The 24,329-nt window shown below is 56.9% G+C and carries 22 protein-coding genes and 2 pseudogenes; 8 read left to right on the top strand and 16 right to left on the bottom strand.

What is annotated here, in order from left to right; translation table 11 throughout:
* Positions 1–110: 110 nt before the first annotated feature.
* The gene (locus tag N8E89_RS01260; RefSeq protein ID WP_262260910.1) at positions 111–929 is read left to right on the top strand and encodes a DUF1194 domain-containing protein; all 819 of its coding nucleotides are present in this window, start codon (positions 111–113) and stop codon (positions 927–929) included.
* Between the two features lie 19 nt (positions 930–948).
* Here N8E89_RS01260 and N8E89_RS01255 read toward each other — a convergent pair whose 3' ends face one another.
* Positions 949–1,947, bottom strand: coding sequence for a GlxA family transcriptional regulator (locus N8E89_RS01255; RefSeq protein WP_106662828.1), 999 nt, complete (start codon positions 1,945–1,947; stop codon positions 949–951).
* Between the two features lie 218 nt (positions 1,948–2,165).
* On the bottom strand, positions 2,166–2,411 hold the full coding sequence (locus tag N8E89_RS01250) for a hypothetical protein (RefSeq protein ID WP_262260909.1): 246 nt from the start codon (positions 2,409–2,411) through the stop codon (positions 2,166–2,168).
* Positions 2,412–2,561: 150 nt separating this feature from the next.
* Here N8E89_RS01250 and N8E89_RS01245 point away from each other — a divergent pair, with 150 nt between their 5' ends.
* Positions 2,562–3,464, top strand: a complete 903-nt coding sequence (locus N8E89_RS01245) for a LysR family transcriptional regulator (RefSeq protein WP_106662830.1) — start codon at positions 2,562–2,564, stop codon at positions 3,462–3,464.
* A 2-nt stretch (positions 3,465–3,466) separates the two neighbouring features.
* Here the strand turns inward: N8E89_RS01245 and N8E89_RS01240 are convergent, their stop codons facing one another.
* The 9 genes and pseudogenes from N8E89_RS01240 to N8E89_RS01200 form a co-directional block, all read right to left on the bottom strand.
* On the bottom strand, positions 3,467–4,189 hold the full coding sequence (locus N8E89_RS01240; protein ID WP_262260908.1) for a copper homeostasis protein CutC: 723 nt from the start codon (positions 4,187–4,189) through the stop codon (positions 3,467–3,469).
* Positions 4,186–5,101 (bottom strand): annotated as a pseudogene (locus N8E89_RS01235) (ROK family protein). Before N8E89_RS01235 ends, N8E89_RS01240 begins: the two are co-directional and overlap by 4 nt.
* A gap of 66 nt (positions 5,102–5,167) precedes the next feature.
* Positions 5,168–7,195, bottom strand: coding sequence for an ASKHA domain-containing protein (locus N8E89_RS01230; RefSeq protein WP_262261787.1), 2,028 nt, complete (start codon positions 7,193–7,195; stop codon positions 5,168–5,170).
* Positions 7,196–7,337: 142 nt separating this feature from the next.
* Entirely contained in the window at positions 7,338–8,300 is a 963-nt protein-coding gene (locus N8E89_RS01225) for a methyltetrahydrofolate cobalamin methyltransferase (protein WP_106662834.1), read from the bottom strand.
* Between the two features lie 31 nt (positions 8,301–8,331).
* Complete coding sequence (locus N8E89_RS01220; protein ID WP_262260907.1) at positions 8,332–9,204, bottom strand: methylenetetrahydrofolate reductase; 873 nt, start codon at positions 9,202–9,204, stop codon at positions 8,332–8,334.
* Between the two features lie 16 nt (positions 9,205–9,220).
* Positions 9,221–9,523, bottom strand: a complete 303-nt coding sequence (locus tag N8E89_RS01215) for a virulence factor (RefSeq protein WP_106662836.1) — start codon at positions 9,521–9,523, stop codon at positions 9,221–9,223.
* Positions 9,524–9,641: 118 nt separating this feature from the next.
* Entirely contained in the window at positions 9,642–10,313 is a 672-nt protein-coding gene (locus N8E89_RS01210) for an exopolysaccharide biosynthesis protein (RefSeq protein WP_245448613.1), read from the bottom strand.
* A gap of 69 nt (positions 10,314–10,382) precedes the next feature.
* Entirely contained in the window at positions 10,383–10,961 is a 579-nt protein-coding gene (locus tag N8E89_RS01205; protein WP_106662838.1) for a DUF4893 domain-containing protein, read from the bottom strand.
* 78 nt (positions 10,962–11,039) lie between these two features.
* A complete protein-coding gene (locus N8E89_RS01200; RefSeq protein ID WP_106662839.1) occupies positions 11,040–11,663 on the bottom strand; it encodes a DUF1638 domain-containing protein in 624 nt (207 codons plus the stop codon).
* 69 nt (positions 11,664–11,732) lie between these two features.
* On the opposite strand from N8E89_RS01200, the gene N8E89_RS01195 reads away from it, so the two are divergent.
* Positions 11,733–11,888, top strand: a complete 156-nt coding sequence (locus N8E89_RS01195) for an entericidin domain-containing protein (protein WP_106662840.1) — start codon at positions 11,733–11,735, stop codon at positions 11,886–11,888.
* Positions 11,889–11,975: 87 nt separating this feature from the next.
* Here the strand turns inward: N8E89_RS01195 and N8E89_RS01190 are convergent, their stop codons facing one another.
* Positions 11,976–12,674, bottom strand: a complete 699-nt coding sequence (locus N8E89_RS01190; RefSeq protein ID WP_106662841.1) for a cobalamin B12-binding domain-containing protein — start codon at positions 12,672–12,674, stop codon at positions 11,976–11,978.
* Positions 12,675–12,916: 242 nt separating this feature from the next.
* Here N8E89_RS01190 and N8E89_RS01185 point away from each other — a divergent pair, with 242 nt between their 5' ends.
* From N8E89_RS01185 to N8E89_RS01175, 3 genes are all read left to right on the top strand, one after another.
* Complete coding sequence (locus tag N8E89_RS01185) at positions 12,917–14,503, top strand: trimethylamine methyltransferase family protein (RefSeq protein WP_262260906.1); 1,587 nt, start codon at positions 12,917–12,919, stop codon at positions 14,501–14,503.
* A gap of 86 nt (positions 14,504–14,589) precedes the next feature.
* On the top strand, positions 14,590–15,276 hold the full coding sequence (locus tag N8E89_RS01180) for a 4Fe-4S dicluster domain-containing protein (protein ID WP_113172087.1): 687 nt from the start codon (positions 14,590–14,592) through the stop codon (positions 15,274–15,276).
* Between the two features lie 147 nt (positions 15,277–15,423).
* Entirely contained in the window at positions 15,424–16,044 is a 621-nt protein-coding gene (locus N8E89_RS01175) for a PadR family transcriptional regulator (protein ID WP_262260904.1), read from the top strand.
* Between the two features lie 35 nt (positions 16,045–16,079).
* On the opposite strand, the gene bmt is transcribed toward N8E89_RS01175, so the two are convergent.
* Both bmt and N8E89_RS01165 read right to left on the bottom strand, forming a co-directional pair.
* Positions 16,080–17,093, bottom strand: coding sequence for a betaine--homocysteine S-methyltransferase (gene bmt, locus N8E89_RS01170; protein WP_262260902.1), 1,014 nt, complete (start codon positions 17,091–17,093; stop codon positions 16,080–16,082).
* Between the two features lie 89 nt (positions 17,094–17,182).
* On the bottom strand, positions 17,183–18,019 hold the full coding sequence (locus tag N8E89_RS01165; RefSeq protein ID WP_106662845.1) for a helix-turn-helix domain-containing protein: 837 nt from the start codon (positions 18,017–18,019) through the stop codon (positions 17,183–17,185).
* A 106-nt stretch (positions 18,020–18,125) separates the two neighbouring features.
* On the opposite strand from N8E89_RS01165, the gene N8E89_RS01160 reads away from it, so the two are divergent.
* Together N8E89_RS01160 and N8E89_RS01155 are read left to right on the top strand one after the other, a co-directional pair.
* Positions 18,126–19,166 (top strand): fatty acid desaturase, encoded by a 1,041-nt coding sequence (locus N8E89_RS01160; protein WP_162707058.1) that lies wholly within the window; start codon positions 18,126–18,128, stop codon positions 19,164–19,166.
* A gap of 144 nt (positions 19,167–19,310) precedes the next feature.
* Positions 19,311–20,079: pseudogene (locus N8E89_RS01155) on the top strand (phosphate/phosphite/phosphonate ABC transporter substrate-binding protein).
* On the opposite strand, the gene N8E89_RS01150 reads toward N8E89_RS01155, so the two are convergent.
* Entirely contained in the window at positions 20,056–22,632 is a 2,577-nt protein-coding gene (locus N8E89_RS01150) for a GcvT family protein (RefSeq protein ID WP_262260901.1), read from the bottom strand. The pseudogene N8E89_RS01155 and the gene N8E89_RS01150 overlap by 24 nt on opposite strands.
* A 59-nt stretch (positions 22,633–22,691) precedes the next feature.
* Positions 22,692–24,272 carry a trimethylamine methyltransferase family protein gene (locus N8E89_RS01145; protein ID WP_262260900.1) on the bottom strand — a complete coding sequence of 527 codons (1,581 nt, stop codon included), beginning with the start codon at positions 24,270–24,272 and terminating at the stop codon, positions 22,692–22,694.
* Positions 24,273–24,329 lie beyond the last annotated feature (57 nt).

The raw sequence follows: 24,329 nt of genomic DNA, 5'->3' as shown, positions 1-24,329 counted from the left end.
AAAATGGCGCGCCGAAAGGGGCGCCATTTTCTTTGAGCGGGCTCGTTCAACTGAATGTGAACGAGTCCAAAGTCGCTTTGCGTTCTCACGTTTTGCGGTACACTTCAGTCATGTCATCGCGAAAGAGAGCTCTGTGCAGTTTTCTGTCACTGGCGGCTTTGTTGGCCAGTTTTTCTGCGCGTGCCCAAACAGCCGAGACCGATGTTGATGTTGAACTGGTACTCGCGGTAGACGCATCGCGGTCCATGGAACCTTTCGAACAGAAAATTCAGCGCGATGGTTATATTGCCGCCTTCCGCCGCAAGGAGGTAATCGATGCCATTCGCGAGGGCGTTCATGGACGCGTCGCGATCACCTATGTGGAGTGGGCAGGGTCGACAGTACAACGGACGATTGTCCCTTGGACATTGATTGATAGCACTGAGTCTGCCGAACGGCTCGCGGCCGCGCTTGGTCAGCCTATCCCGTCGACACAGAGCAGGACTTCAATTTCCGGTGCGATCGATTACAGCAGCACGCTGTTCGACAATAACGGTTTCAAAGGGATGCGAAAGGTCATCGATATATCAGGTGATGGCGCCAATAATAATGGCCGGCCGGTCGCGGAGGCACGAGAGGAGGCAGTGGCCAAAGGGATCACTGTCAATGGCTTGCCCCTAATGACGCGTGGTGATTTCTATTCCGACTGGGCGGTTGCTGATCTTGATATCTATTATAGTAACTGCGTCATCGGCGGGCCTGGTGCATTCATGATCCCGGTCAATTCGTGGGACCAATTTCCCGAGGCCGTTCGCCGTAAGCTCGTGCTGGAACTTGCCGGGAAGGAGACGCTTCCCACAATCCTTATTGCCCAAAACAGACCAGAATATGATTGCCTGTCCGGCGAGCGCATATGGCAACGGCGCATGCAGGACTGGGAATCGCGATAGAGACTTCTGTTTCTTCGCTCTAGGCGGCCATCAATTGCTTGCGGTCAGCGCGTTCCTGCTGTGGCGAGCGGCCGTAAAGTTCGCGATAGCACTTCGAAAAATGCGATGCTGAAACAAACCCGCACGCCACTGCCACTTCGACGATCGGCATGGATGACTGAATCAGCAGGTGCCGCGCGCGATCAAGTCGAATCTCGAGATAGTAGCGGGCAGGGGAGCGCCCCATTTCCTGGCGGAACAGCCGCTCGATTTGACGGCGTGACAGCCCGACGTGATCGGCGATCTCGATCAACGAAAGCGGTTCGGAGAGACGTGCCTCCATCAACTCGATGATAGTCAGCACCTTGGAGTTCTGTACCCCAAGCCGGGCCCGCAGCGGCAAACGCTGCCGGTCGTGGGGGCTGCGGACACGGTCGGTCAGAGCTTGTTCGCAAACGCGGTTGACGATGTTGTCGCCAAAGTCGTCCCCGATAAGTTTTAACATCATGTCCAGCGCTGCCGTGCCACCGGCACAGGTGTAAATATTGCCATCCACCTCGAAGAGGTCGGCATAGACATCAGCCTTTGGAAAAGATTCAGCGAAGCCCGGCAAATTCTCCCAGTGAATGGCGCAGCGCTTGCCCGAAAGCAGGCCAGCTGCGGCGAGAATATGGGCGCCGGTGCACAGACCGCCGACGGCAACGCCGCGGTTGAATTCTTCACGGAGCCAGGCAAAGACCGACTTGTTCTGGAATTTTTCGACATGCACACCGGAACAAACGAAAACCATGGAGGGACGCTCTTCACCGGTCAGATACCGGCGCTCGTCCTCGAGTGATGAAGTGGTGGCGCATTCAACGCCATTGGATGCCGTGACCGGTTTCGCGTCCACGGACGCAAGTCGCCAGCGATAGGCTTCGTAACCGAGCATGCGATTTGCAATGCGCAGCGGTTCAATCGCCGTCGCAAAGGCGATCATCGAAAAGCTCGGTACCAGGAAAAAAACGAAAGATCGTTTCGTGAGGCCAACTTGATCCATGATGATTCTATGTTCCCGTATCTGGCTTTCGAGCCATGTCGCAGCTGAAGTAGCAACTTCAATTCCTGGACGGGGTCTCTAGAGCTTTTTTACAGATAGAACCATAGAATTATTCTAAATGGAAGGGATCTAACCTGTGTCGCAAAAGCGCAGGTATCACATATGATAAAGGGAGCAGACAGGCTGTTATCTGCTCCCTTTGTTTGTCTGTTTCATGGCTAGCGCCGGAACTTCAACTTGTTGAATTCGCTGACCTGCCGTTCGTATAGATCTGGCCAGCCGATGTCGCATCGAATGTCGTCCGGCAATCCATCAAGCGCCATTTCGGTTGCCCGCAACCGGCGCTCGCGAATGAAGACCTCGTGGGCGCGCGTAATGGCCCGGGTAAGACGATTCTGCTTGATCAACAACAGAGGTAGTTGCGCGTTCTGCAAGACTACGTGTGTGGCTGTGATAGAGTTCATCGCAAGTGGTCATTTTCATACTCCTCTTGATTATCGGCATTTTCCGATGCCGTCCGCTTCCTGATCTTGACTATCGTCTCGAGTTGATGTTCAATCAAACGAAATCATAGAACAGTATGTTTCAGAAAAATTGATGGAGGATACGACGTCATGTCAGCACCCATGCATCATCCCATCCCGATCCTGGATCTCGATGTATTGCGTACGTTCGCAATGATTGCCGAGACCGGGAGTTTCTCGAGCGCCGCCAACGCGGTATTTCGCACGCCGTCGGCGGTTTCCATGCAGATCAAGAAGCTTGAAGAAACATTGGGCCACGTGCTGCTCGAGCGTGATGCGCGCTCCGTGAAATTGACGCCGAGCGGCGAGATTCTTCTGGGCTATGCCCGGCGCATGCTGGCGCTCAACCGCGAGACGGTGGCCAAATTCATAGCGCCGACAGTCTCGGGCATTGTGAGGCTCGGTGCTCCAGATGATATCGGCGAGCGCGTATTGCCGTTCGTACTCAAGCGGTTCTCGGAATCACATCCCGACGTAACGGTCGATGTGGTGATCGATCAGAGCAATAGCCTGCGCAAACGACTGGACGAGCAACGACTTGATGTCACGCTCGTCAATGTGAACGAGACGCTGGCCAAGGTCGATGAGATCGAAATTCTGATGACCGAGGACATTATCTGGGCAGGCGCCAAATGTGGCACGGCCCATGAGCGCAATCCCCTGCCACTTTCCATGTGGGAAGAGGGATGCATCTGGCGTGCCGATGCGATCAACGCGCTGGAAAGTGCCGGCAGGGAATATCGCGTTGCCTATATGAGTGCCCATACAATGGGACAGCGCGCCGCTATCATAGCCGACCTTGCCGTTGCGCCGTTTTCGAAGTTCCTGCTGGACGACCACATGGTTCAGCTTGGCCCTGAGCATGGTCTGCCGCCGCTAGGCGAATCCAAACTCGGTATGCTTGTCGCCAAGAATGCGGGCGCGCACGTCAAAGCGGTTGCCCAGCATTTGCGGGTTTATTTTGAAGGTTATGAGAGGACGGGGAAACTGTAAGTTTACCTGCTCCGGCAATATGCCTTCAACGCCCTGACGGCATCCACGCTCGTCTGCTTGCGCGAGGCGGTTTCGAAACCAAGCCGCCTTGCCGCTTCGCTGACCGGGGCTGTCAGGACTGCGCAAGATGAGTGTATCTCGTCAAACGGCACGCGATCCATCAAGAGGTATGCATTGCCGATATTGATCCCGGAGCCGGGCATGATCTTGATCCTGCCCATGGCGAGCTCATACGTCGCTTCCAGATCGCTGATGCCGGCAAGGGCGTCCAATGACCGGCCCGACGTCAATATGCGTTCAAATCCGAGTTCGACGGCCACGGTGACGGCTTCGTCGAGGTCCGGGACGAGGTCGAATGCACGGTGCAGTGTGACGCCGAGCCCCTGGCACTGGCGCATCAGCCGCTCCAGGGTTGAATAGTCGAGCTCACCGTTGGCGAGATTTGCGCCAAACACCACACCGGCCAATCCCACAGAGCGAACGGCATCAATCTCGCGCAGCATTGCATCGATATCAGCCTCGGCGAAAACAAAATTGCCTGGCCGGGGCCGAATCATTGCATAGATCGGGATCGGCGAGACCGCAGCCTGCCCAATCAGGCCAGGGGTGGGTGTCAGCCCGCCAAGTTCGAGCGCTGAACAAAGTTCCACACGGTCCGCACCGCCATTGATGGCCGCCGCCAGCCCTTCGGAGCTGTCGACACAGACTTCCAGCAAGACGCTCATTTCGTGACTTCCATCAATCCGAGCACGCCGGCGCCGATCAGGCCGGGCTCGATCTTGAGCTCGCCGGGGATGACCAATGGTTTGTCGGTCCTGCGCAAGATGCGTGCGCGAACGGCCTCATCCAAGCGTTGGATAAGAGGGACTGAATTGGCAAGCCCGCCGCCAACAGGCACGATGGATGCGCCGATAACATTGATTGTCATCGCGAGCGGACCGCTGACTATGTCGATGTAGCAATCGATTGTTTGCTCTGCCGCAGGGTGGCCAGCATTCCATGCGGCAATAATCTCGGTGCTTGGCAAATTCACGCCGTGCAGGTGGGCGTGCAGCCTCTCCATGCCACGTGCAGCACCAACCGCATCGACACAGCCGACCTGTCCGCAGCCACAGGCATAGCGCGGAATGGCCACTGGCGGATTGCCGGCGAGCGCCGCTGAAACGGGTCCGTGACCCCATTCGCCGGCGAAACCGCCGGCGCCTTCGTGAATCTTGCCGTTGATGACAATACCACCGCCTACACCTGTACCGAGAATAATGCCGAAGACGATGCGATGACCGCGTCCCGCACCAACCACGGCTTCAGAAAGCGCAAAGCAGTCGGCATCATTGGCGACGAGAACAGGTCTTTGCAGCTTTTCGCTGAGATCGGCGACAAGCGTTCTGCCATGAATGCACGGAATATTGGCGCACGTAATCTTGCCGGTATCGGAATCGACGACGCCGGCAATCGAGATGGAGATTGGGCTTGCCGGATCAACGCCGCCATCCGCAGCGATCTTTTTCAATGGCCGCCGCAAATGCGTCGAAGTCATGCAGCGGCGTCGTTACTTTCGGCAGCGGCCTTATATCTTCGGGCGAATAGGCAATCGCGCCCTTGATGGCAGAACCGCCAATGTCAAAGCAGGCTATCATGGCAAGCTAATTCCGGAATCAAATGATCGTGGATGCTTGATAGCGGAAATTGACTGCTGGACAAAGCTATTCGCGGTTGCGCCGTGCTGCACGATCCTCTCGCGAGCGGCGTCGCGGCGTTGCATCGCCAGCAATACCATCCTCGCTGACATTCTTGCGTGGCGGCAGGGTCACAGCCAAGGATAGCTTCGGGAATGGATCGATCTTGTTCGGCATGGCCATGGCATAAACGAAATGTTGCTGGAATTTTGGTTCCAGCGCCGTCTCGATCTTCTCGATGCGGGTAACTGTGTCTTCAATCTCGCGGCGATAGTTGCGATTAAGCAGGGCCATACGCGCGCCCGTACCGGCGGCGTTGCCCACGGCCAGGACCTTATCCAGATCGCAATCCGGGATCAGACCCAGGACCATGGCGTATTTGGGGTCGATGAAGGAACCAAACGCACCTGCAAACCGGATCTGGTCGACATGATCGATACCGAGCTTGTCCATCAAAAGCTTCACACCGGCATAAAGTGCCGCCTTGGCAAGCTGGATTGCGCGAACGTCGTTCTGCGTGATGATGATTGTCGGCGAACCTTCATGCAGAAGGTACGAAAAGGTCCGTCCGGTGGCTCTGACACGGGGGGATTTTGCAGCCAGGACGCCGTCGACAACGCCATCTTCGGAGATGATTCCGGAAAGGTACATCTCGGCAATGACTTCAATGATGGCCGATCCACAAATACCCGTGATACCGCTGGCCTGCACGGCTTCGGCAAAGCCTGGCTCGCCGGACCATTGTTCCGTGCCAATGACGCGGAAGCGCGGCTCCAGCGTCACGGGGTCAATGCGCACGCGTTCAATTGCGCCAGGCGCGGCGCGCTGGCCGCCGGAGATCTCCGCGCCTTCGAAGGCGGGACCAGTCGGAGATGAGGCAGCGACAGTGCGGTGCCTGTTGCCCAGGACGATTTCGGCGTTGGTCCCGACATCCACGAGCAGCATCATTTCGTCCTGGCGATGCGGGCCTTCGGCCAACGTCGCAGCGGCGGCATCGGCGCCGACGTGCCCCGCAATACAGGGCAGCATATAGACCCGTGTTCCGGCGTTCATTGCCAAGCCGATGTCCGTCGCCTTCAGATGAACCGCGCCAGAAACAGCAAGCGCAAAAGGCGCCCCGCCGAGCTCTGTCGGATCAATGCCAAGGAACAAGTGATGCATAATCGGATTGCCGACGAAGACGGCATCAAGAATGTCTTCGCGCGCAACGCCGCCCTCGGCGCAAACCTTGTCGATCAGTCCATTTATGGCCTCGCGCACAGCCTGCGTCATGCATTCCCGGCCGTCCGGGTTCATCATGACGTAGGAGACGCGGCTCATCAGATCTTCGCCGAAGCGGATTTGCGGATTGGACGTGCCAGCGGATGCGATGGTGCGGACTGAGAGCAGCGACGACAGATGCATGGCGATGGTCGTCGAGCCGATATCGCAGGCGATGCCATAGGCTTCGTTCTTCAGGCCGGGCCATAGGCCAATCATGGTCGGCCGCGATGTCTCCTCGTCCTGGTATATGGCGGCTGTAACGCCCCACTCACCCTTGCGCAAAATCTTCTGGACGTTCGGCAGGATGTGGGCATCGACTTCAAGATTGCGGACGCCCCATTCCTTTTCGAGGGCAGCTTTCAGGCGATCGAGATCACCGAGCGGCTTGTGCATATCGGGCTCTTCCACCTCGACGTAGCACATATGAACCGCGGGGTTGCGCTCGATGATGCGCGTATCGGCGTCCTTGCGCACTACCTGCGCGTTGACCTGAACATCGTGAGGAACGTCAACGACCAAATCGCCGAGAATTGTCGCCGAGCATGACAGACGCCGGCCTTCCTTCAGGTCGCGCTTTTCCGCATAGCGCTGTTCCTTCGGCCCGAACTCTGAAATGTGTTCATTGGAGGAAGTAATGCCGTGTTTGGCAAACTGCCCTTCCTGCACTTCGACCTGGCAGCGTCCACAAATACCGCGACCACCGCAGACACTTTCGACATACACCCCGAGGGTGCGCGCAGCGTCCAGTACAGGAGTGCCTACAGGAAAGCGTCCACGCTTACCCGACGGCATGAAGAGAACAAGCGCTTCCTTTGCCGATGCCTCTGGTGCTTTGACGGGTGCGTTCACAATCGATGCTCCAAACTTTCAAGGCGAGGGGCAGTTTAACCGCCCGCCGCCTTTGTATGCTGGTCAGTTTGCGTAACGCAAACCGTCAGCCTGCGGCGCCGCGCCGCGCCTCGCGACCGCCACGACGGCGACCGCCACCGGCGGAATCGGCCGGCACGGATACAGAAGGCGCTGCTCCTGCCGCTGCTGGCTGGTGATCGCGATATTTCTTGATCCAATAGGTGCAATTGGCGTCCGTTCCGTTGAGAACGTTGGCGGCATGAACGGCTTCCATTTCCTGCGGACGGCAGGGGTTCATGATCGCCGACGTCATGCCGGCGCCGATTACCATCGGAATGAAGCCGGCATTGATGCCATGGCGATGCGGCAGGCCGAAGGATATGTTGGAAAGACCGCAGGTCGTGTTAACCTTCAGCTCCTCGCGCAAGCGGCGCAGCAGCGCGAAGACCTGGCGGCCAGCGTCGCCAAGCGCGCCAATAGGCATAACCAGCGGATCGACCACGATATCATGCGCTGGAATGCCGAAATCGGCGGCACGCTGCACGATTTTCTTGGCCACGGCGAAACGAACGTCGGGGTCCATAGAAATGCCGGTCTCGTCGTTGGAGATCGCAACGACGGGCACATTGTATTTCTTGATCAGCGGCAGGATGGCTTCCAGCTTCTCCTCTTCGCCGGTCACGGAGTTGACGAGGGGACGGCCCTTGGCAACCTTCAGTGCAGCTTCGATGGCAGCGGTAACCGAACTGTCGATAGACAGCGGCACATCGACCAGGTTCTGGACGATTTCCAAGGTCTGAACCAATAGACCCGGCTCTGTTGCATTTGGATCAACCGCCGTAACACCCGCATTGACATCCAGCATGGTTGCGCCGGCAGCCACCTGCTCCAGCGCATCCTTGATGACGGTGTCGAAATTGCCGGATATCATTTCCGCCGCGAGTTTTTTGCGGCCTGTCGGATTGATCCTCTCGCCGATCACGCAGAAGGGCTGATCAAATCCAATGATGATTTCTTTGGTCGCCGAGGCAACGATCGTGCGGGTCATAAGTGCCTTTCCTGGCCGTGCTGGCCGTTCCTCAGCTGGCTGCTGCGTTTGCGGATGTGTGGGAAGCGTTGTGTACTTTCCACGAGCCACGATCGACGAGCCATTCGGACGATTTTTTCAGGCCGCCGAAGGGGAAGATGTGGATCTGTTTGATCGCGGAAGCCGGATTTGCAATGGCATGCTGCTCGATCGGGCCAACAACACCCTCGGGTGAGTGGCTCGTGGCGAGCGCCGTCAGGGAGAGGGCATTCTTCTTCAGGAAGCTGATGGAATTGCCAACACCGCACATGGCGGCATATTTGATCAAAGTGGTGATCTTGGCAGGACCGGCAACGCCAAGGTGCACAGGCAGATCAACGCCGTGTTCGCGCAGTGATCCTGAATATCGGATGAAGCGATCGGCGTCGAAGCCGAACTGGGTAACAACGCGCAGCTTGGCGCCAGTGCGCTCGCCGAAATTCTTCTTCAGGCGCAATGCCTCGATTGCGACAGCTTCAGAGAACTCAGGGCTGCCTTCAGGATGACCGGCCACACCCATCTCGGTGATGCCGTATTTGTCGAAGAAGCCTGTCTCCAGCACTTCCATCGTCGATGAGAATTCCCCGGCCTGACGCTCAAGGCCGCCGCCGATAACGAGAACGTCGGTAACGCCAGCCTCCTGAGCGGCGCGGCGGATACGGGTTTCGAGGGCTGCCTTGGTCGACAGCCGCCGTGACGCAAAGTGCGGCACCGGCTTGTAACCAAGATCATGAATGCGCTTGGCCGCAGACGTCAGCGTATCCACGCTGTCGGTGCCCATGTCGGTAATATAGACGCGGGTACCCGCTGGAAACAGACCAGGCAGGTCCTGCGATTCAATGGCCTGGCGTGCTGCCACTTCGATGGATGCTGCGATCTTTGTCATTGGCTTCGCTCTCAATTCATGAATTGTCATGTCCACCTGCCTTTACAAGCGCCACAAGGCGTTCCCGATCATATTCGTTTTCAATTCGCGCCAAGGCTGCATCAGCCTCAGTATCCAGATCATCACTTACAGGCACTGGAGTGCCGCGACGCCATTCCGCCAGATAGGCGTCCGAATCTTTGGCGCCAATCCGCATGGCACACATGTCGATGGCTTCGGTAAAACGAAGGGGAAGCTCGCGCTTTGCTGCCTGACGGCCCTTCTTGACGGTCACTTGAGCAGGAATGTCCCGCCAATAAACGACAATGAGATCAGCCATGCAATCAATCCTCCGATGAGGACCCTTTTGCCGGAATATCAGGGGTTAAGCTTGCTATCTCACGACGCGCGCGCACTCAAATGCGACGTGCTTCATTAGTGTTTTTGCGACAGGCGATTCAGAAAGGCCAAAAGCTTGCGGCGTAAGCAACCACACTCGCGGCAATGAAGGCAAAGCCGAAGACAATACTGATAGAGACGACGCCGAGAATGAGTCCTGCGAGCATCAGTCTGCCGTCCCGCTCGCAGAGCGCAATGCCTATGATTGCGGTAGCCAAGGCAGGAAGCCAATTGGAAAGGGGCATAGGAAGCACGACGGACATGCCAAGAATAGTGGTGAACACACCCAACCAGCGATCACCTTGTTTGCGTCCGAATGGCCAGTTGCGCGGCCGGATGAACCGCTCCAGCCATTGCAACCAGGGAACGACCTTGTCCGATATTTGCCGAAAGCGCTCGGGAGAGATCGTTTTGTCGCGCATAAAGGCAGGAAGCCAGACTGACTCGCGGCCCATAACCATCTGCACGGAAACAAGAACGAGGGGAATTCCCGTGACGACACCGGTCCCTGGTGGCAGTGGCAAGAGATTCAAAATGGCAAAAAATGTGAGGAGTGCCGCAAAACTTCGATCGGTAAAGGCGTCTTCAAGCTCGGTGAACGATACCGGCACGACGGCGGTAAGCGACAGATCCTCGAAGACCTGCGAAAGAGAGCGCGGGTCATTGTCCGCTGTCGAATGTATGGTCGCCTCATCGGGCTTTATTTCATGATCTGCGTCGATAGCGGCCATCGTCTCGTCTTTGTTCGTATTTTGACGCATATGGAGCGATAATGGTGACATTGCAATGACGAAAGCAATTCAGCGCTTCAATTCAAGAATATCCATGAGCGATTCGAGGGCAGGGGCGGGAAACTCGATCCGGAATTCATTGCTGCCGGTACGATAGGCATAACCCACCTGGTCATTGTCCGGTCCCGCGCTATACGCCTTCGGCTTCTGGCCGGCAATATAACCGACTCCGAGATAGGTGAGGCGGTTATCGCTGTCGGTGTAAAAACGTCCCTTCGTCCGCTGTGAACCGCTTGTCTTTTCCAGCACCCAGCCTGACCCATCGTCGATGACACGGCAATCGAACCAGTCATAGACGGTCAACGGTGGTTCGTTGCCAAGTTTTGTCGTCCGGCATTTCCAGTCGCCGGTCATATTGAAGTCTTCACTGAAAGTGAGGTTGGCTTTGGCAAGCGTGGCGTTCAACACCTGCACATCCGCTGCAGCGCCGCCCTTTCGCGCCTCATCGAGCGCCTTGTTCCTGGTTTCCTCGTATTTGTCGAGCCGGGCCTGATCGGACTTGGTAATCAGCCGAGTGATCGCCCCGTCGGCGTGAGCATAATTTGCACAAGAAAGGCACAAAATGGTTGCGATAGCGGCGCGAAACATCGTGGGATTACTCCTGTTTTGGTCCGGTTTTGTGCAAATGAACAAAGAAACGGTTCATTTGATGGCGCCCGACGCGAGCTAATGACCTGTCACAGATATCAGGGCGGGCACCAGATCGCCATAACCGGTGAGGCGGCGCTCATAGGTCAGACCAAGAAAAGCGGCAGCCTCTTCGGCTTTGGCAGTCAACTCAGCATCATCTGTTTGCGCCAGATAGATCATTTTCGTGTAGTTGCCGAAGTACATATCACGTAATTCGGGATGACGATCCAACCCAAGGGGCTTCACCAGAAATGCGTCGAAATGGCGGGCGAGAAAATCCGTCATGAAAAACGAGGTCATGTCGTCGTCCCACTGCGTGGCGAACGTTTCATTCCCGACATAGAATGAAAAGCAATGCGGTCCGGCGATGCGTTCGACGCCATGTTTTTCACAGACGCGATCGAGCATTCCGCCTGTGCCGCAATCGGCATAACCGACAAAAATGCGTTTGATACCCTCAGCTTTTGCCTTGATAATCGCGCGATCCACGGATGGTGCAATCTTGTCGGGGTAGTGATGATAGATCGCAGGCAGGCATTTCAGGTCTATATGATCGAGGCCAAATTGTTCGCGTATCGCCAAGATTTCACGGGCGATCATCCCGCAGGCAATAACCCTCACGGTCTCTGCGGATCTCGTTGACTTTCGGCTTACATTCATGGAACTGATTTTGCTCCATCGCGTTATGCGAGCGTTGGATTTATTTTACCAAAACGGGAGATATCGTCCATGAGACTATCACACATCGCTCCGATTGCCGCCATTCTTGCCGTTGTCGCTCTTGCAGGCTGCGCAAATACCATTCGCGGCATGGGTGCGGACGCGGCCAATACGGTCAACGCGACCCAGAGCGCTGGTCAAAGGGTGGCAAGATCTGCCAATTAACTAACGATGTCGAGCCCGCGAGGTGTTTCTCATTGGCTCCAGCCAGCATTTCAAGAGCGGCCGCATTTGCGGCCGCTTTTGTAATGTTCAGGCACCCGAGAGTTGGTTGTGCTTGCGCTTCATGAACGCCTTGGCCGTCTCCACCGCTACCGCCGCATCGCGGCAGTAAGCGTCGGCGCCGACAGCCTTGCCGAACTCTTCATTCAGCGGCGCACCACCAACCAGCACGACATAGTCGTCACGAATGCCCTTTTCCTTCATCGTGTCGATCACGACTTTCATATAGGGCATCGTTGTCGTGAGTAGTGCCGACATGCCCAGAATGTCAGGCTGATGCTCTTCGATGGCGGCGAGATAGTTTTCGACGGGGTTGTTGATGCCAAGGTCGATCACGTCAAAGCCGGCACCTTCCATCATCATCCCGACGAGGTTTTTGCCAATGTCGTGAATATCGCCTTTGACCGTTCCAATTACGAGCTTGCCCTGTTTGGGGGCGCCGGTGGCGGCGAGAAGGGGACGCAGAATAAACATGCCGGCTTTCATCGCATTGGCTGAAAGCAGAACTTCCGGCACGAAAAGAATGCCGTCGCGGAAATCCTCGCCGACGATGCGCATTCCCTCGACCAGAGCTTCGGTAAGGACCTTGTAGGGTGCCCAGCCGCGCTCAAGAAGAATTTGAGTGCCTTCCTCGATTTCTTCCTTCAATCCGTCATACAGATCATCGTGCATTTGCTCGACGAGTTCATCGTCCGAAAGCTCCGAAAGAATGATTTCATCATCGGCCATGGGTATGCGTCCTTTCAAGCGTTATGCACAGGTCAGTATCATAACTGGCGTTCTATTAACATATCGGGCAAGTTGCTGAAAACGCATCGCTTAAATGCGACCTAGTAAATGACGAAAACGACTGGGTGTTTGTCTTCGATGCGCCATTGCGTGCCGCACACGGAAACGCCATTACAAGCGTCGGCGTTAGGATTTGGTCTGGTTAAGAAGCAGTCCGCGCTTCGAGCGCTTGGAGAAAGATAATGATTGAGGAAACGCCAATCGATGCACCCGCTGAAGCGGAGACAAGCAGTGGACGGCGCGGCCGCGGCGCTGGTGCAGGTGCTGCCGCGCGTCGAGCAGCCCGTTCCGGTGGTGGTCCCGGTAAGTCGCTCACCTATATCACGCGCAAGATCTGCACCTATGAAGTGCTGGACGAAGAGGGCCTGGCGCTGATCGAGGCGAATGCGGATACCATTCTCGAAGAGATTGGCATCGAATTTCGCGATGATGCCGAAGCTCTTGCTTTGTGGAAGGAAGCTGGTGCTGACGTTAAAGGCGAACGCGTGCATTTCCCCAAGGGGCTTCCACGGTCCCTGCTAAAGACAGCCCCTTCAATTTATACGCAACATGCCCGCAATCCCGAGCGCGCTGTGCAAATCGGCGGCAATGCTACCGTTTTTGCGCCGGTGTACGGCCCGCCCTTTGTGCGTGACCTTGATGGCAATCGCCGCTATGCAACGATTGAAGACTTCAACAATTTCGTCAAACTTGCCTATATGGCGCCATCCATACATCACTCCGGTGGTACCGTATGCGAACCGGTCGATGTACCGGTCAACAAGCGCCACCTTGATATGGTCTATGCTCATATCAAATATTCTGACAAGCCCTTCATGGGGTCTGTAACGGCACCGGAGCGTGCGGAAGATACTATTTCAATGTGCAAGCTGGTATTTGGCGAAGATTATCTCGATCAAAACACCGTTTTGACCAGTCTTATCAATGCAAATTCGCCGATGGTATTCGATGAAACCATGGTCGGTGCGTTGAAGGTCTATGCACGCAACAACCAGGCATGCATCGTCACGCCGTTCATTCTCGCAGGTGCGATGAGTCCAGTGACGGTGGCAGGTACGCTGACGCAGGTTCTGGCGGAAGTTCTCGCGGGTGCATCGTTCACACAGCTGATACGACCAGGCGCACCGGTTATCTTCGGCACGTTCGCTTCATCGATCTCAATGCAATCGGGCGCGCCGACCTTCGGTACACCGGAACCGTCGCTGGTTTCCTATGGCGCGGCGCAATTGGCGCGCCGTCTCGGATTGCCTTTCCGTACGGGCGGTTCGCTGTGCGCTTCGAAAGTATCCGATGCGCAGGCTGCTTACGAGAGTGCCAATACGCTCAATTCCACGCTGCTTGCCGGCACGAACTTCGTTCTGCATTCGGCGGGTTGGCTCGAAGGCGGTCTGGTCTCGTCCTATGAGAAGTTCATGATGGATATCGACCAGCTCGGCATGGCGCAGAAGATCGCCGAAGGCGTGGACCTTTCCGAGAATGGTCAGGCAATGGACGCCATTCGGCAGGTTGGGCCAGGAAGCCACTATCTTGGTTGCGACCACACCCAGGCGAATTTCCAGACGGCTTTCTATCGCTCGAATATCGCAGACAACAATTCCTACGAGCAGTGGCTGGCCGAGGGCGAGAAGCGTGCGGACCAGCGTGCCAACGAACTCGCGCGCCGCTGGCTTGAGACTTACGAAGCGCCTTATCTCGATCCGGCAATCGACGAATCCCTGAAAGAGTTCATTGCCAAGAAGAAGGCTTCGATGCCCGACGCCTTCACTTGAAAGAAGCCCGAGGACGGCCGGGCTAAAGTGGCCAATTTGATCCACAAGGAAGTCTGGGCCTCTGCTGTAAAGGGCTCAGATGCCGGATGACCGTTACTCATCCGATCCTCGATCAAATCGCCGCCGCGCTGGAGCCATATGGTTTGGTCCAGCGCGGCGGTATTGTTTTTGATGAAGTTAACGTTCCTTCGCCCTTGATCCGGGGATCGCATTTTCGAAGTGTCGTCCTGGTGGGGCACTTCGGCTCATCGATTTGGCCGCATTTCGTACGATGGCGAGAAGATCATCCGGGCGCGCAAGATCCGCTCGATACCTGGTCCAGGGAAGTGTTGACTGCGGTGGCCGCAAGATTTGGCGCAACGGCGGTGTTTCCGTCCGACCAGCCCTATCTGCCGTTTCAGCAATGGGCGATGTGCGCCGAAGGACTGAATACTTCTCCGCTCGGAATATTGATTCATCCGCAATATGGGTTATGGCACGCATTTCGTGGGGCACTTCTGTTTGATCATGTGCTCGACTTGTCCAGCGGTGGTCCGCAACGTCATCCCTGTGACGATTGCCGGGACAGGCCGTGCCTTTCAGCCTGCCCAGTGAATGCTTTCTCCATTGACGGATATGATGTCGTTCGTTGCCGTGGCCATCTTGCTTCCGGAGAAGGGGACACGTGCCTGACCGGCGGTTGCCTGGCGCGCCGCGCCTGTCCTGTCGGACACGAGCATGCCTACTCTGCACAACAGATGCGGTTTCATATGCATGCATTCGCGAAAGCCTGAGGCCGGGCAGATCTGCGCGCAATAAAACTTATGCTATTTCAAATGGTTAGCCGAGTTTCCCAACAAAAGATATATCGTTGGCTTGATAAAAGATATATCTTTGTATAGATATTACTTATGAAAGATATAACTAGGAGACATCATTCCATGTATGGTCATTGCAGAAAACACCACGGCCACGGCGGCGATCATTGGTCGCGCGTTGAAACAATGTCAGGTTCGCACGAGGGCGGGGGCCGCTTTGGCGGACGCGGACGCGGCGGTCCATTCGGGCGGCATAGAGACGGTCCGTTTGGCGGGCGTGGTCCCCGTATGTTCGATCCAGGTGCATTGCGCCTTGTCGTCCTCGGTTTGATCGCGGAAGAGCCACGTCACGGCTACGACGTCATCAAGGCGCTGGAGGCAAGGTTCCAGGGCGCCTACAGCCCGAGTGCAGGTGCGATCTACCCGATGCTGCAGATGATGGAGGAGGCCGATCTTGTCACTTCCACCACAACTGGCAACAAGCGGCTCTATACGATTACGGATCAGGGGCTTGCCTATCTCGAAGAGAATCGCGCGGAGCTCGACAAGATCAACGCCCAACTCGACAATGCTTCTGGCGAGATACGTGGTGCCGCTTTGGGCGAGGAAATGCATGCGTTGAGCTTCGCGCTTCGCTCGAAGCTTCGCGGTGGTTCGCTGACTGCCGAAAAAGGCGGATCAGCTGCGCGAAATCCTGAAAAGGGTCCGCCGCGAGATCGAGGACCTTTGACGGCCCCAGAATAAAATAGAACCAGCGGATGAACCGCTGGTTCCTATGTCTAGCCGCGGCGCCCGCGACGCTCGCGCTTTGGTGTGTCGTCCGCGTGGGCGGCGAGCTTGTTGCGCATCGGTCCAATAGTTTCGACGATCGTCTCAACAGTAGGGCGTGGCCCATGAACATGGCTGTCGAGCGCCTTGCGCATCGCTGCCAGATGCTCAAATGACGTACCGCAGCAGCCGCCGATGATCCTAGCGCCGCCATCAATGGCAAGGCGAGCGTAATTAGCCATCAAATCGGGTGTTCCGGAATAGAAAATCTCGGATCCACGAAATTCGGGAATGCCGCAATTCCCCTTGATGACAATAGTCGCAGACGGATCGGCCTCGCTCATGTCAAGCAGGGACGCGAGAATGTCTGAAGCGCCGACGCCGCAATTAGCACCAACGGCAACCGGCTTTTCGCCGAGACCATCGACAACGCCATGAATTTCTTTCGGTGGCAGGCCCATCATCGTCTTGCCTGCCGTATCGAACGAACCCGTATAGACGTAGGGGAGACCGACCTTGACCGCAGCTTCGGCAGCGGCGCGGATTTCGCCGGGCGCCGACATGGTTTCAATCCAGGCGACATCGACGCCGCCGGCCTTCAGGCCTTCCAGTTGCTCAGTGAAGGCTGCGACTGCATCTGCCTCGGTCAAGGCACCAAGCGGCACAAGCAATTCGCCCGTTGGACCGACCGATCCAGCAACGATGACCTTGCGATCCGCTTTGTCGGCGACACCACGGGCAAGTTCCGCCGCTTTCTTGTTGAGTTCAAACACTCGATCCTGCGCATGATGCAGCTTCAGACGATGCTTCGTGCCGCCAAAGGAATTGGTCAGGATGATATCTGCACCGGCATCCACAAAACCCTGATGCAACGCGGTGATCTTTTCCGGCTGGGCATCGTTCCAGAGTTCTGGCGCTTCGCCTGCTTCGAGGCCAGTCGCAAACAGGTTCGTACCGGTTGCGCCATCAGCCAGCAAAACGCCTTTTTCGGCGATGAGTTCAGCGAGTGGATTTGCAATGGTCATGACGGATATTCCTTTAGGATCGAATAGATAACGATATAAGGAAGTCTTTATATGTGGTCAATCGTCATTTGCGACAAGGTTTGCGCAAATTAGACCACCTTCAAGGAGGGAATGTACGCCGCCACTTCGTGCGCATTGATCTTGGCGACACGGATCAGGCCGTCAAAATGCCGCTGCAAGGTAAGTACCGCCTCGGTCGTGTTTAAAACCAGATACATTTCGCCGACAAAGATAGCCGCGCGATAGGGTCCGAAAACCGTGTAGGGGACCGAATAGCGCTCCCTCCCGTCGAATAGGTAGAGGCGGAAGGAGGGGTAAAGCTCATCCAACAGCACCGCCATATGTTCGAGCTGCTGGAGGCGGACGCTGCGGGGAAGGTCGCTCCATATGCCGCAGCCGGCAGCGAAATCCTGCAGTCTCTGGAACGGCATACAGACCTCCATATCCGTACCTGGTTGCCGGTTATAGTCCAGGCGAAACGCGGTTTCGCTTATCTGTGTCGCCGGGTCGCGGTGAACCATTGAGGTTTCATAGGCGATAACCGCCCGGGTGCGCAGGAGGTCGGGGAAGCGAGCAGGCACATAGCGTATCTTGCTGCCTGTGGCTTCCGCATGCCAGCGAACCAGCAGCGTCTGTTCGAAACCGTCCACGCCCTCTTCGATTTCGAGACTTGGTCGCAGTTCACCAATGATGCCTTCATCCTGGCTGAGACCCAACAGCCAATCAAGGGACACCCCATAGCGCTCCGCGATGTTGAGCAGCGTTTCGACGCGGGGGAGTCGCGTGGACTGTCCGGACAGAAGTTGTGAAAGCGCCGACCGATCGATTCCGACCGATGCGGCAAATGACGACTGGTTGTCACCGCTGCGTAAGAGAAGGCTTTTCACACGCTCCTGGAACAGGCGAGAAAGATCGCGTTTATCCATTTCTTCTCCGCATTGTTTACTAAGTACAACATATGCTTCATTTGGTGCGCATAATCAACACTTTCTCACAATAATCGCATTGCTGACAACTCCTGACAATGAGACCATGAAAAACATGGAATCAGAAAGACATACGGAAACAACTGCATACCAGCCCCGGCGAAAGCGCCTTGGCATTGAATGGCCAACCATCGGTCTCATGATCGTCTGCTACGGGCTTTGGTTAACCGCCGGCTATTACATTTATCCCGTCATGCCGATCCTGGCTTTGGCCCTGATGGCGGTTTCAGTGGCATTCCATTCGTCCTTGCAACATGAAGTATTGCACGGCCATCCGACACGTAACGGCATGATCAATGAAATTCTTGTCTCGCTGCCGATAGGCCTTGTCTTTCCCTATCGGCGTTACAAGCACTTGCATCTGAAACACCATGCGGACGAACGGCTGACAGATCCCTATGACGACCCTGAGAGCTATTATCGGGCTTTGGGTGATTGGGAGAAGCTGCCTTCGTTCGTCAGGGCATTGCTCGGCTGGAACAATTCCCTTGTGGGCCGGATCGTTATTGGACCGGCGCTGATGGTCGTCGGCTTTGTTGTCAACGAGACAAGATTGGTTGTTGGGGGCGATGACAAGACCCGCACCGCCTGGGTGCTGCATGGACTGGGTCTTGTTCCGATGCTGGCGACGGTGTGGTTCGTATTCGGCATCCCGCTCTGGCTCTATGCGCTGACGGCTGTTTATTGGGGGTTGTCGATCATCTCGATCCGCAGCTATTGTGAGCATCAATGGTCGGAACGTCCGGACGGGCGGACCGTCATTGTCGAAAAATCGCCTTTGGCGCTTATATTCCTCAACAACAATCTGCATTTCGTCCATCACAAGCGTCCAACGGCGCCGTGGTATGATCTGCCACAACTTTACCGCGAGCAGCGCGAGGAGTGGCAGCGCATGAATGGCGGCTATGTCTTCCGCAACTATTTCGAGATCTTGCGGGCTTACGCTTTCCGCAAGAAGCAGGAAGTGGTTCACCCCGTTCTGCGGCGCGAACCGGCACCTGGACGCGCTTTCCGTCCGCGCCGCCACGGCATTAGTTTGCAGGGCGGCTCTACACTTCCCATTCCCGCCGAGCCGCCTAAAGAGTAGGACACTCAGGTCGAGGCGGCCTGCAAATGGCGTTTTTCTACGCTTCCGATGCTCACGTACTCAATGTACGCTGCGCTCCGGTTCTCGAAAACCACCATTTTCGGCTCGCCCTCATCTGAGTCCACTAGACCTTAAGTGTAGAACATGACCTTTGTTGCGGCTCTGCCGATGTACGATCTGCCCGAACGGCGCGCCGAAGTGGACGCGCAGTGGATAAGCATGCGCGCTATCCTTCGCTCAAACGGATATGACGCACCTGAATATCTGATACGGCGCAATGCCGATCTTCCGGCGGTCCCCGGCGGTATCAAGGATGCTGCGGGCAATGTCATCGCGCCTGACCCGGCGACAGCTTCCCCCCGACGAGCTCGATCTGCCGACGCTGTGGCGCCATCCGGATTTGCTGATAACGCAAAGCTGTTGGGGCCCGATGGAACTGGGTCTCGACCGGCATGTCCATCTCGCCGGGCAGGACGACTATTCAGGCATAGAGGGCGGCGATGGTGAACTTTACTCCAGCGCGCTGGTCATGCGGCGAGGCGAGGGAGAGCCGGTCGCGGCCCCGGCGGACGGGAGAGCGAGACTCCCGATCGATCTCATGCGGCACAAGCGGCTGGCCTTCAACAGCCGCGACTCGATGTCCGGCTACCTTGCGCTTCATCGTGATTTGAAAGCGCAGGACAAAACGTTTGGCCTGTTCGGCGGTCTTGTCGAGACCGGCGGGCACCGCGCCTCGATTGAGACCGTTGCCACGGGCCGCGCCGATATCGCCGCCATTGATTGCAAATCATGGGAGCTGGCGCAGCGGTATGACGAGGCAGCCAGTGCGTTGATCGTCGTCGGCTGGACGGGCAGGCGCAAGGGCCTGCCCTTTATCTCTTCTCGAAAGCTACCCGCGCATCTTTTCGCCTGACGGATCAAACGGCGGCTCGATAGTAATGCGGGCGGCACGGCGAATTCCGAGGATCTCCACCTCGAACATCCCCTGATCTTCATGGGTTGCAAGCTCTGCGGGCACGTAGCCCTGTGCCATGGAATGGCCGACGAAGTGAGCGTAGCCGCCGGACGTGACCCACCCGACAACGCGCCACTCACCTTGAATGGCACCCTTGTCGCCCGCGTTGGCGACGACCTCTCCGGTCGCGTCAAAGCGCGGCGCGCCGACGCCATGACCGGCCTGCACGACGCCGTAATCCTTTGAAGTTTTTGCCCAGATCGGCTCATCGCCCATCACATCGGCAGCGCCATCGCCATGCGGCACGTCAATCAGGAAAGAAACACGGCGCAGTCTTGTACTGGTTCCTGCGTCGAATTCCGCCTTTTCCTTGGCGGCTGCTTCGCGGCCGATAAAATCATTCTTGGATAGTTTGATGAAACGGTCCATCGAGCCTTCGTATGGCCCGTAGATCGGTCGCAGTTCACGGAACCAAGTCGGAAAGTTCTTCTCAAGCCGCATGGCGAGCAGGGCGCGCATGCCGAAATCGACGATGTTGTATTCGGCTCCAGCTTCCTTGATCCTCTTGTAGACGAGGCGCTGGTAAGCTGGCTCCATCCAGATTTCATAACCCAGGTCGCCCGTATAGGAGATGCGGTTGACCTTGCATGGAGCGCCGCCAACGGCCATCTCGCGGAAATCCATGAAGCGGAATGCGGCGTTAGACACATCTTCATCGACGAGTTTGGCAAGGAGGTCGCGGGCTTTCGGACCGGCAATTGCAAGGCCCACCAGCGTCTGGTCGAAGCGGTGAATGCGGACTGAGCCATCCTTCGGTTGATGCTTCTGAAACCAGCGCATGTGATAGCGCTGGGCGGCGGACGACCCCCAGATCAGAAAGCGATCATCAGCGGCCTTGGCAATGGTGAAGTCGCCGATCAGTTTCCCCTTTTCATTGAGCATTGGGGTAAGGACGAGGCGTCCCGTCTTCGGCATTGTATTGGTCATCAGGTGCGAGAGGTAGGCTTCAGCACCGCTGCCCGTCACTTCATATTTGGCGAAGTTGGCGATTTCCGTAATGCCGACACTTGTCCGTGTGGCGCGGACCTCATTGCCGACATGCTCGAAGTCGTTGGAACGATGGTAGGATACGATGTCGCGCGCGTCAGTGCCCTCGGGTGCGAACCAAAGCGGCGTTTCGAGGCCCCAGGAATCGCCCATCACCGCATTCTGGCCGAGCATCGTATCGTAGAGGGGCGTGGTCTGTTGCGGACGCCCTGCCGGCAGTTCCTCGTTGGGGAAGCGGATGGAGAAACGCCGCGAATAGTTCTCACGCACCTTGGCGTTGGTGTAGCGCAGGGTCGCCCATTCGCCGAAGCGGGCAACATCCATGCCCCAGACGTCGAAGCCCGGTTCGCCATGCACCATCCAGTTGGAGAGAGCGAGGCCTACGCCGCCGCCCTGGCTGAACCCGGCCATGACGGCGCAGGCAGTCCAATAATTGGTGAGGCCCGGAACCGGACCTACCAGCGGGTTGCCGTCGGGTGCGAAGGTGAACGGACCGTTGATGATCTGCTTGATCCCGGCCTTTTCGATGCCGGGAAAATGCTTGAAGCCGACTTCGAGGGAAGGCGCGATACGATCGATGTCCGGCGGCAAAAGCTCATGGCCGAAATCCCACGGCGTATTGACCGGAGACCATGGCTTGGCAGCTTTTTCATAGGTGCCGAGGAGGATGCCATTGCGTTCCTGGCGCGTGTAGATCTCACCCTTGAAGTCCATGACGCCGATAAGTTCACGCCCTGTCGATTTGTTGAACTCCATGACTTCCGGCACGTCCTCTGTCAGGAGATACATGTGTTCCATGGCGAGAACCGGCAGTTCCAAACCGACCATGCGGCCGACTTCGCGCGCCCACAGCCCGCCGCAATTGACAACGTGCTCGGCCTTCACGGTGCCTTGCTCCGTGACGACGTTCCAGGTGCCATCGGTTTCCTGCGTCAGTTCGACGACACGATTGCGCAGGGAAATTTCGGCACCAAGCTTTCGAGCGGCCTTGGCATAGGCGTGGGTTGTGCCCGACGGATCAAGGTGGCCCTCGACCGGATCCCACATGGCACCGACGAAATTGGTCTCGTCCATGAGGGGGAACATGGCCTTCGCCTCGGATGGCGTTATCAGTTCGGTGTCCATGCCGAGATAGCGGCCGCGAGCATGGGCAAGCCGAAGAAAATCCATACGCTCCGGTGAATCCGCCATCATGACCCCACCGGTCAGATGCAGACCACAGGACTGGCCCGAAAGCTCCTCGATCTCCTTGTAGAGGCTGACCGTATAGGCCTGCAGCTTGGCAACATTCGGATCGCCATTAAGCGTATGGAAACCGCCGGCCGCATGCCAGGAAGAGCCGGATGTCAGTTCCGATCGCTCGATCAGCATCACGTCGGTCCAGCCGGCGCGTGCAAGGTGATAGAGGACCGAGCATCCGACAACGCCACCGCCAATGACCACTGCTTTAACGTGCGATTTCATAGTCTTATGCCTCATATATGGGAATGTGATTCAATTCGTTGAGAATGCGATTCAACTGGTCAGAAATCAGTTGGCGCGCCACCTTCAGCCTTGCGCTTCGCGACAAAGGCATTGATTTCCTCCTCGATCCCGGGGTCGATTTCCGGTTTCTGGTAGGTCGCCAGACGCTCTTTCCAGACCCGGTTGGCGCGCTCGATAGCCGTGGGCGAACCGGCCTCCTGCCAGGTTTCATAATTGCGCCAGTCTGAAATAATCGGCGCGTAGAAGGCAGTCTTGTAACGTGATTGCGTATGGGCCGTGCCGAAGAAATGGCCGCCCGGACCTACATCGCGCATCGCATCGATGCCGAGTGCGTCTTCAGACAGATCAAGCGGCGTCAGGAACTCCGCCACCATTTGCAACAGGTCGAAATCCAGGATCATCTTTTCATAGGAGCAGCAGAGTCCGCCTTCGAGCCAACCGGCGGAATGCAGCATGAAATTGGCGCCCCCCTGGATCGCGCCCCAGAGCGAGAACACCGATTCATAGGCAGCCTGGGCATCGACGGTGTTCGCGGCGCAGACATTCGAGGTGCGGTAGGGGATGCCGTACCGGCGGGCGAGCTGGCCGCCGACCATCTGGGCTTTCATGTATTCAGGCGTACCGAAGGCCGGGGCTCCGGATTTCATATCGACATTGGACGTGAAGCCGCCATAGCCGACGGGCGCACCCTTCTTGACCATCTGGGTGAAGGAGATACCAGCGAGAGCCTCTGCATTCTGCTGGACCAGCGCACCAGCGATCGTTACCGGGGCCATGGCGCCGGCGAGCGTGAAAGGCGTCACAATGACGACCTGGCCGTTGCCCGACATCTGTATGATGCCTTCCATCATCGGAATGTCGAGCTTCAGCGGAGAATTGGTATTGATGATCGTGTAGCAGGATGCCTCGCTCTGCAGCTGTTCATGGCTGACGCCACGGGCGAGGCGGGCAATCTCAATGCCGTCCTGATTGCGTTCTTTACCGAGCGAATAGATATGGAACGGTTTGTCGGTCAACGTTGCCAGATCGCGGATACATTCCAGATGACGAACCGATGGGTGAATGTCGATTGGCTCGACGGGATAGCCACCGGTCGCATTTATGATGTTGTGCATCTGCGCCAGTTTCAGGAAATTGCGGAAATCCGCCTGGTTGCCCGAACGTCTGCCATTGTCGGTATCCGAACAATTGGGCGCCGATCCCATCTGCGCAAGAATCAAATTGTTACCGCCAAAGCGGACATTGTGTGCCGGATTGCGGGCATGCAGCGTGAATTCGGATGGTGCATGGCTGACATATTCGAGGATCATGTCCTTGTCGAAATGTACGCGCATCGTGCCAGGGGTGACATCGGCACCAGCCCTTTTCATGATTTCACGCGCACCGTCATGCAGAACGTCGACGCCGATTTCCTGCAACACTCTCAGCGAACCGTTGTGAATTGATTCCAGTTCATCGTCGGAAACGATTTTTGTCGGCGCGAATGGAATTTTCAGCTGGCGGAATGGTGGCTGGTCGAAGGCTCCGCTTTCCACGCTGCGGGGCCGGGACCGACCACCACGCCGGCCATGATCCCGCGATGATGTGTTCGTGTCGATCTCAACTGCAGGTTCATTCATTGCTCATGCCCTTTGCTTACACCCATGGCGGGCGATCTTGCCACTATCGCCAGAGGC

The sequence above is a fragment of the Phyllobacterium sp. A18/5-2 genome, from assembly GCF_025452215.1.
In the GTDB taxonomy this organism is placed as follows: domain Bacteria; phylum Pseudomonadota; class Alphaproteobacteria; order Rhizobiales; family Rhizobiaceae; genus Phyllobacterium; species Phyllobacterium sophorae.
This window is presented reverse-complemented; position numbering and strand designations above follow the sequence as displayed.

Coding starts and splice junctions, on each gene's coding strand:
- N8E89_RS01230 (WP_262261787.1), bottom strand. CDS start 7,195: ATGCCGTCGGGTAAGCGTGGACGCTTTCCTGTAGGCACTCCTGTACTG.
- N8E89_RS01205 (WP_106662838.1), bottom strand. CDS start 10,961: ATGTTTCGCGCCGCTATCGCAACCATTTTGTGCCTTTCTTGTGCAAAT.
- N8E89_RS01220 (WP_262260907.1), bottom strand. CDS start 9,204: ATGACAAAGATCGCAGCATCCATCGAAGTGGCAGCACGCCAGGCCATT.
- N8E89_RS01215 (WP_106662836.1), bottom strand. CDS start 9,523: ATGGCTGATCTCATTGTCGTTTATTGGCGGGACATTCCTGCTCAAGTG.
- N8E89_RS01245 (WP_106662830.1), top strand. CDS start 2,562: ATGTCAGCACCCATGCATCATCCCATCCCGATCCTGGATCTCGATGTA.
- N8E89_RS01195 (WP_106662840.1), top strand. CDS start 11,733: ATGAGACTATCACACATCGCTCCGATTGCCGCCATTCTTGCCGTTGTC.
- bmt (WP_262260902.1), bottom strand. CDS start 17,093: ATGACCATTGCAAATCCACTCGCTGAACTCATCGCCGAAAAAGGCGTT.
- N8E89_RS01160 (WP_162707058.1), top strand. CDS start 18,126: ATGAAAAACATGGAATCAGAAAGACATACGGAAACAACTGCATACCAG.
- N8E89_RS01210 (WP_245448613.1), bottom strand. CDS start 10,313: ATGGCCGCTATCGACGCAGATCATGAAATAAAGCCCGATGAGGCGACC.
- N8E89_RS01250 (WP_262260909.1), bottom strand. CDS start 2,411: ATGAACTCTATCACAGCCACACACGTAGTCTTGCAGAACGCGCAACTA.
- N8E89_RS01190 (WP_106662841.1), bottom strand. CDS start 12,674: ATGGCCGATGATGAAATCATTCTTTCGGAGCTTTCGGACGATGAACTC.
- N8E89_RS01200 (WP_106662839.1), bottom strand. CDS start 11,663: ATGAATGTAAGCCGAAAGTCAACGAGATCCGCAGAGACCGTGAGGGTT.
- N8E89_RS01255 (WP_106662828.1), bottom strand. CDS start 1,947: ATGGATCAAGTTGGCCTCACGAAACGATCTTTCGTTTTTTTCCTGGTA.
- N8E89_RS01240 (WP_262260908.1), bottom strand. CDS start 4,189: ATGAGCGTCTTGCTGGAAGTCTGTGTCGACAGCTCCGAAGGGCTGGCG.
- N8E89_RS01165 (WP_106662845.1), bottom strand. CDS start 18,019: ATGGATAAACGCGATCTTTCTCGCCTGTTCCAGGAGCGTGTGAAAAGC.
- N8E89_RS01145 (WP_262260900.1), bottom strand. CDS start 24,272: ATGAATGAACCTGCAGTTGAGATCGACACGAACACATCATCGCGGGAT.
- N8E89_RS01180 (WP_113172087.1), top strand. CDS start 14,590: ATGACCGTTACTCATCCGATCCTCGATCAAATCGCCGCCGCGCTGGAG.
- N8E89_RS01225 (WP_106662834.1), bottom strand. CDS start 8,300: ATGACCCGCACGATCGTTGCCTCGGCGACCAAAGAAATCATCATTGGA.
- N8E89_RS01185 (WP_262260906.1), top strand. CDS start 12,917: ATGATTGAGGAAACGCCAATCGATGCACCCGCTGAAGCGGAGACAAGC.
- N8E89_RS01175 (WP_262260904.1), top strand. CDS start 15,424: ATGTATGGTCATTGCAGAAAACACCACGGCCACGGCGGCGATCATTGG.
- N8E89_RS01150 (WP_262260901.1), bottom strand. CDS start 22,632: ATGAAATCGCACGTTAAAGCAGTGGTCATTGGCGGTGGCGTTGTCGGA.
- N8E89_RS01260 (WP_262260910.1), top strand. CDS start 111: ATGTCATCGCGAAAGAGAGCTCTGTGCAGTTTTCTGTCACTGGCGGCT.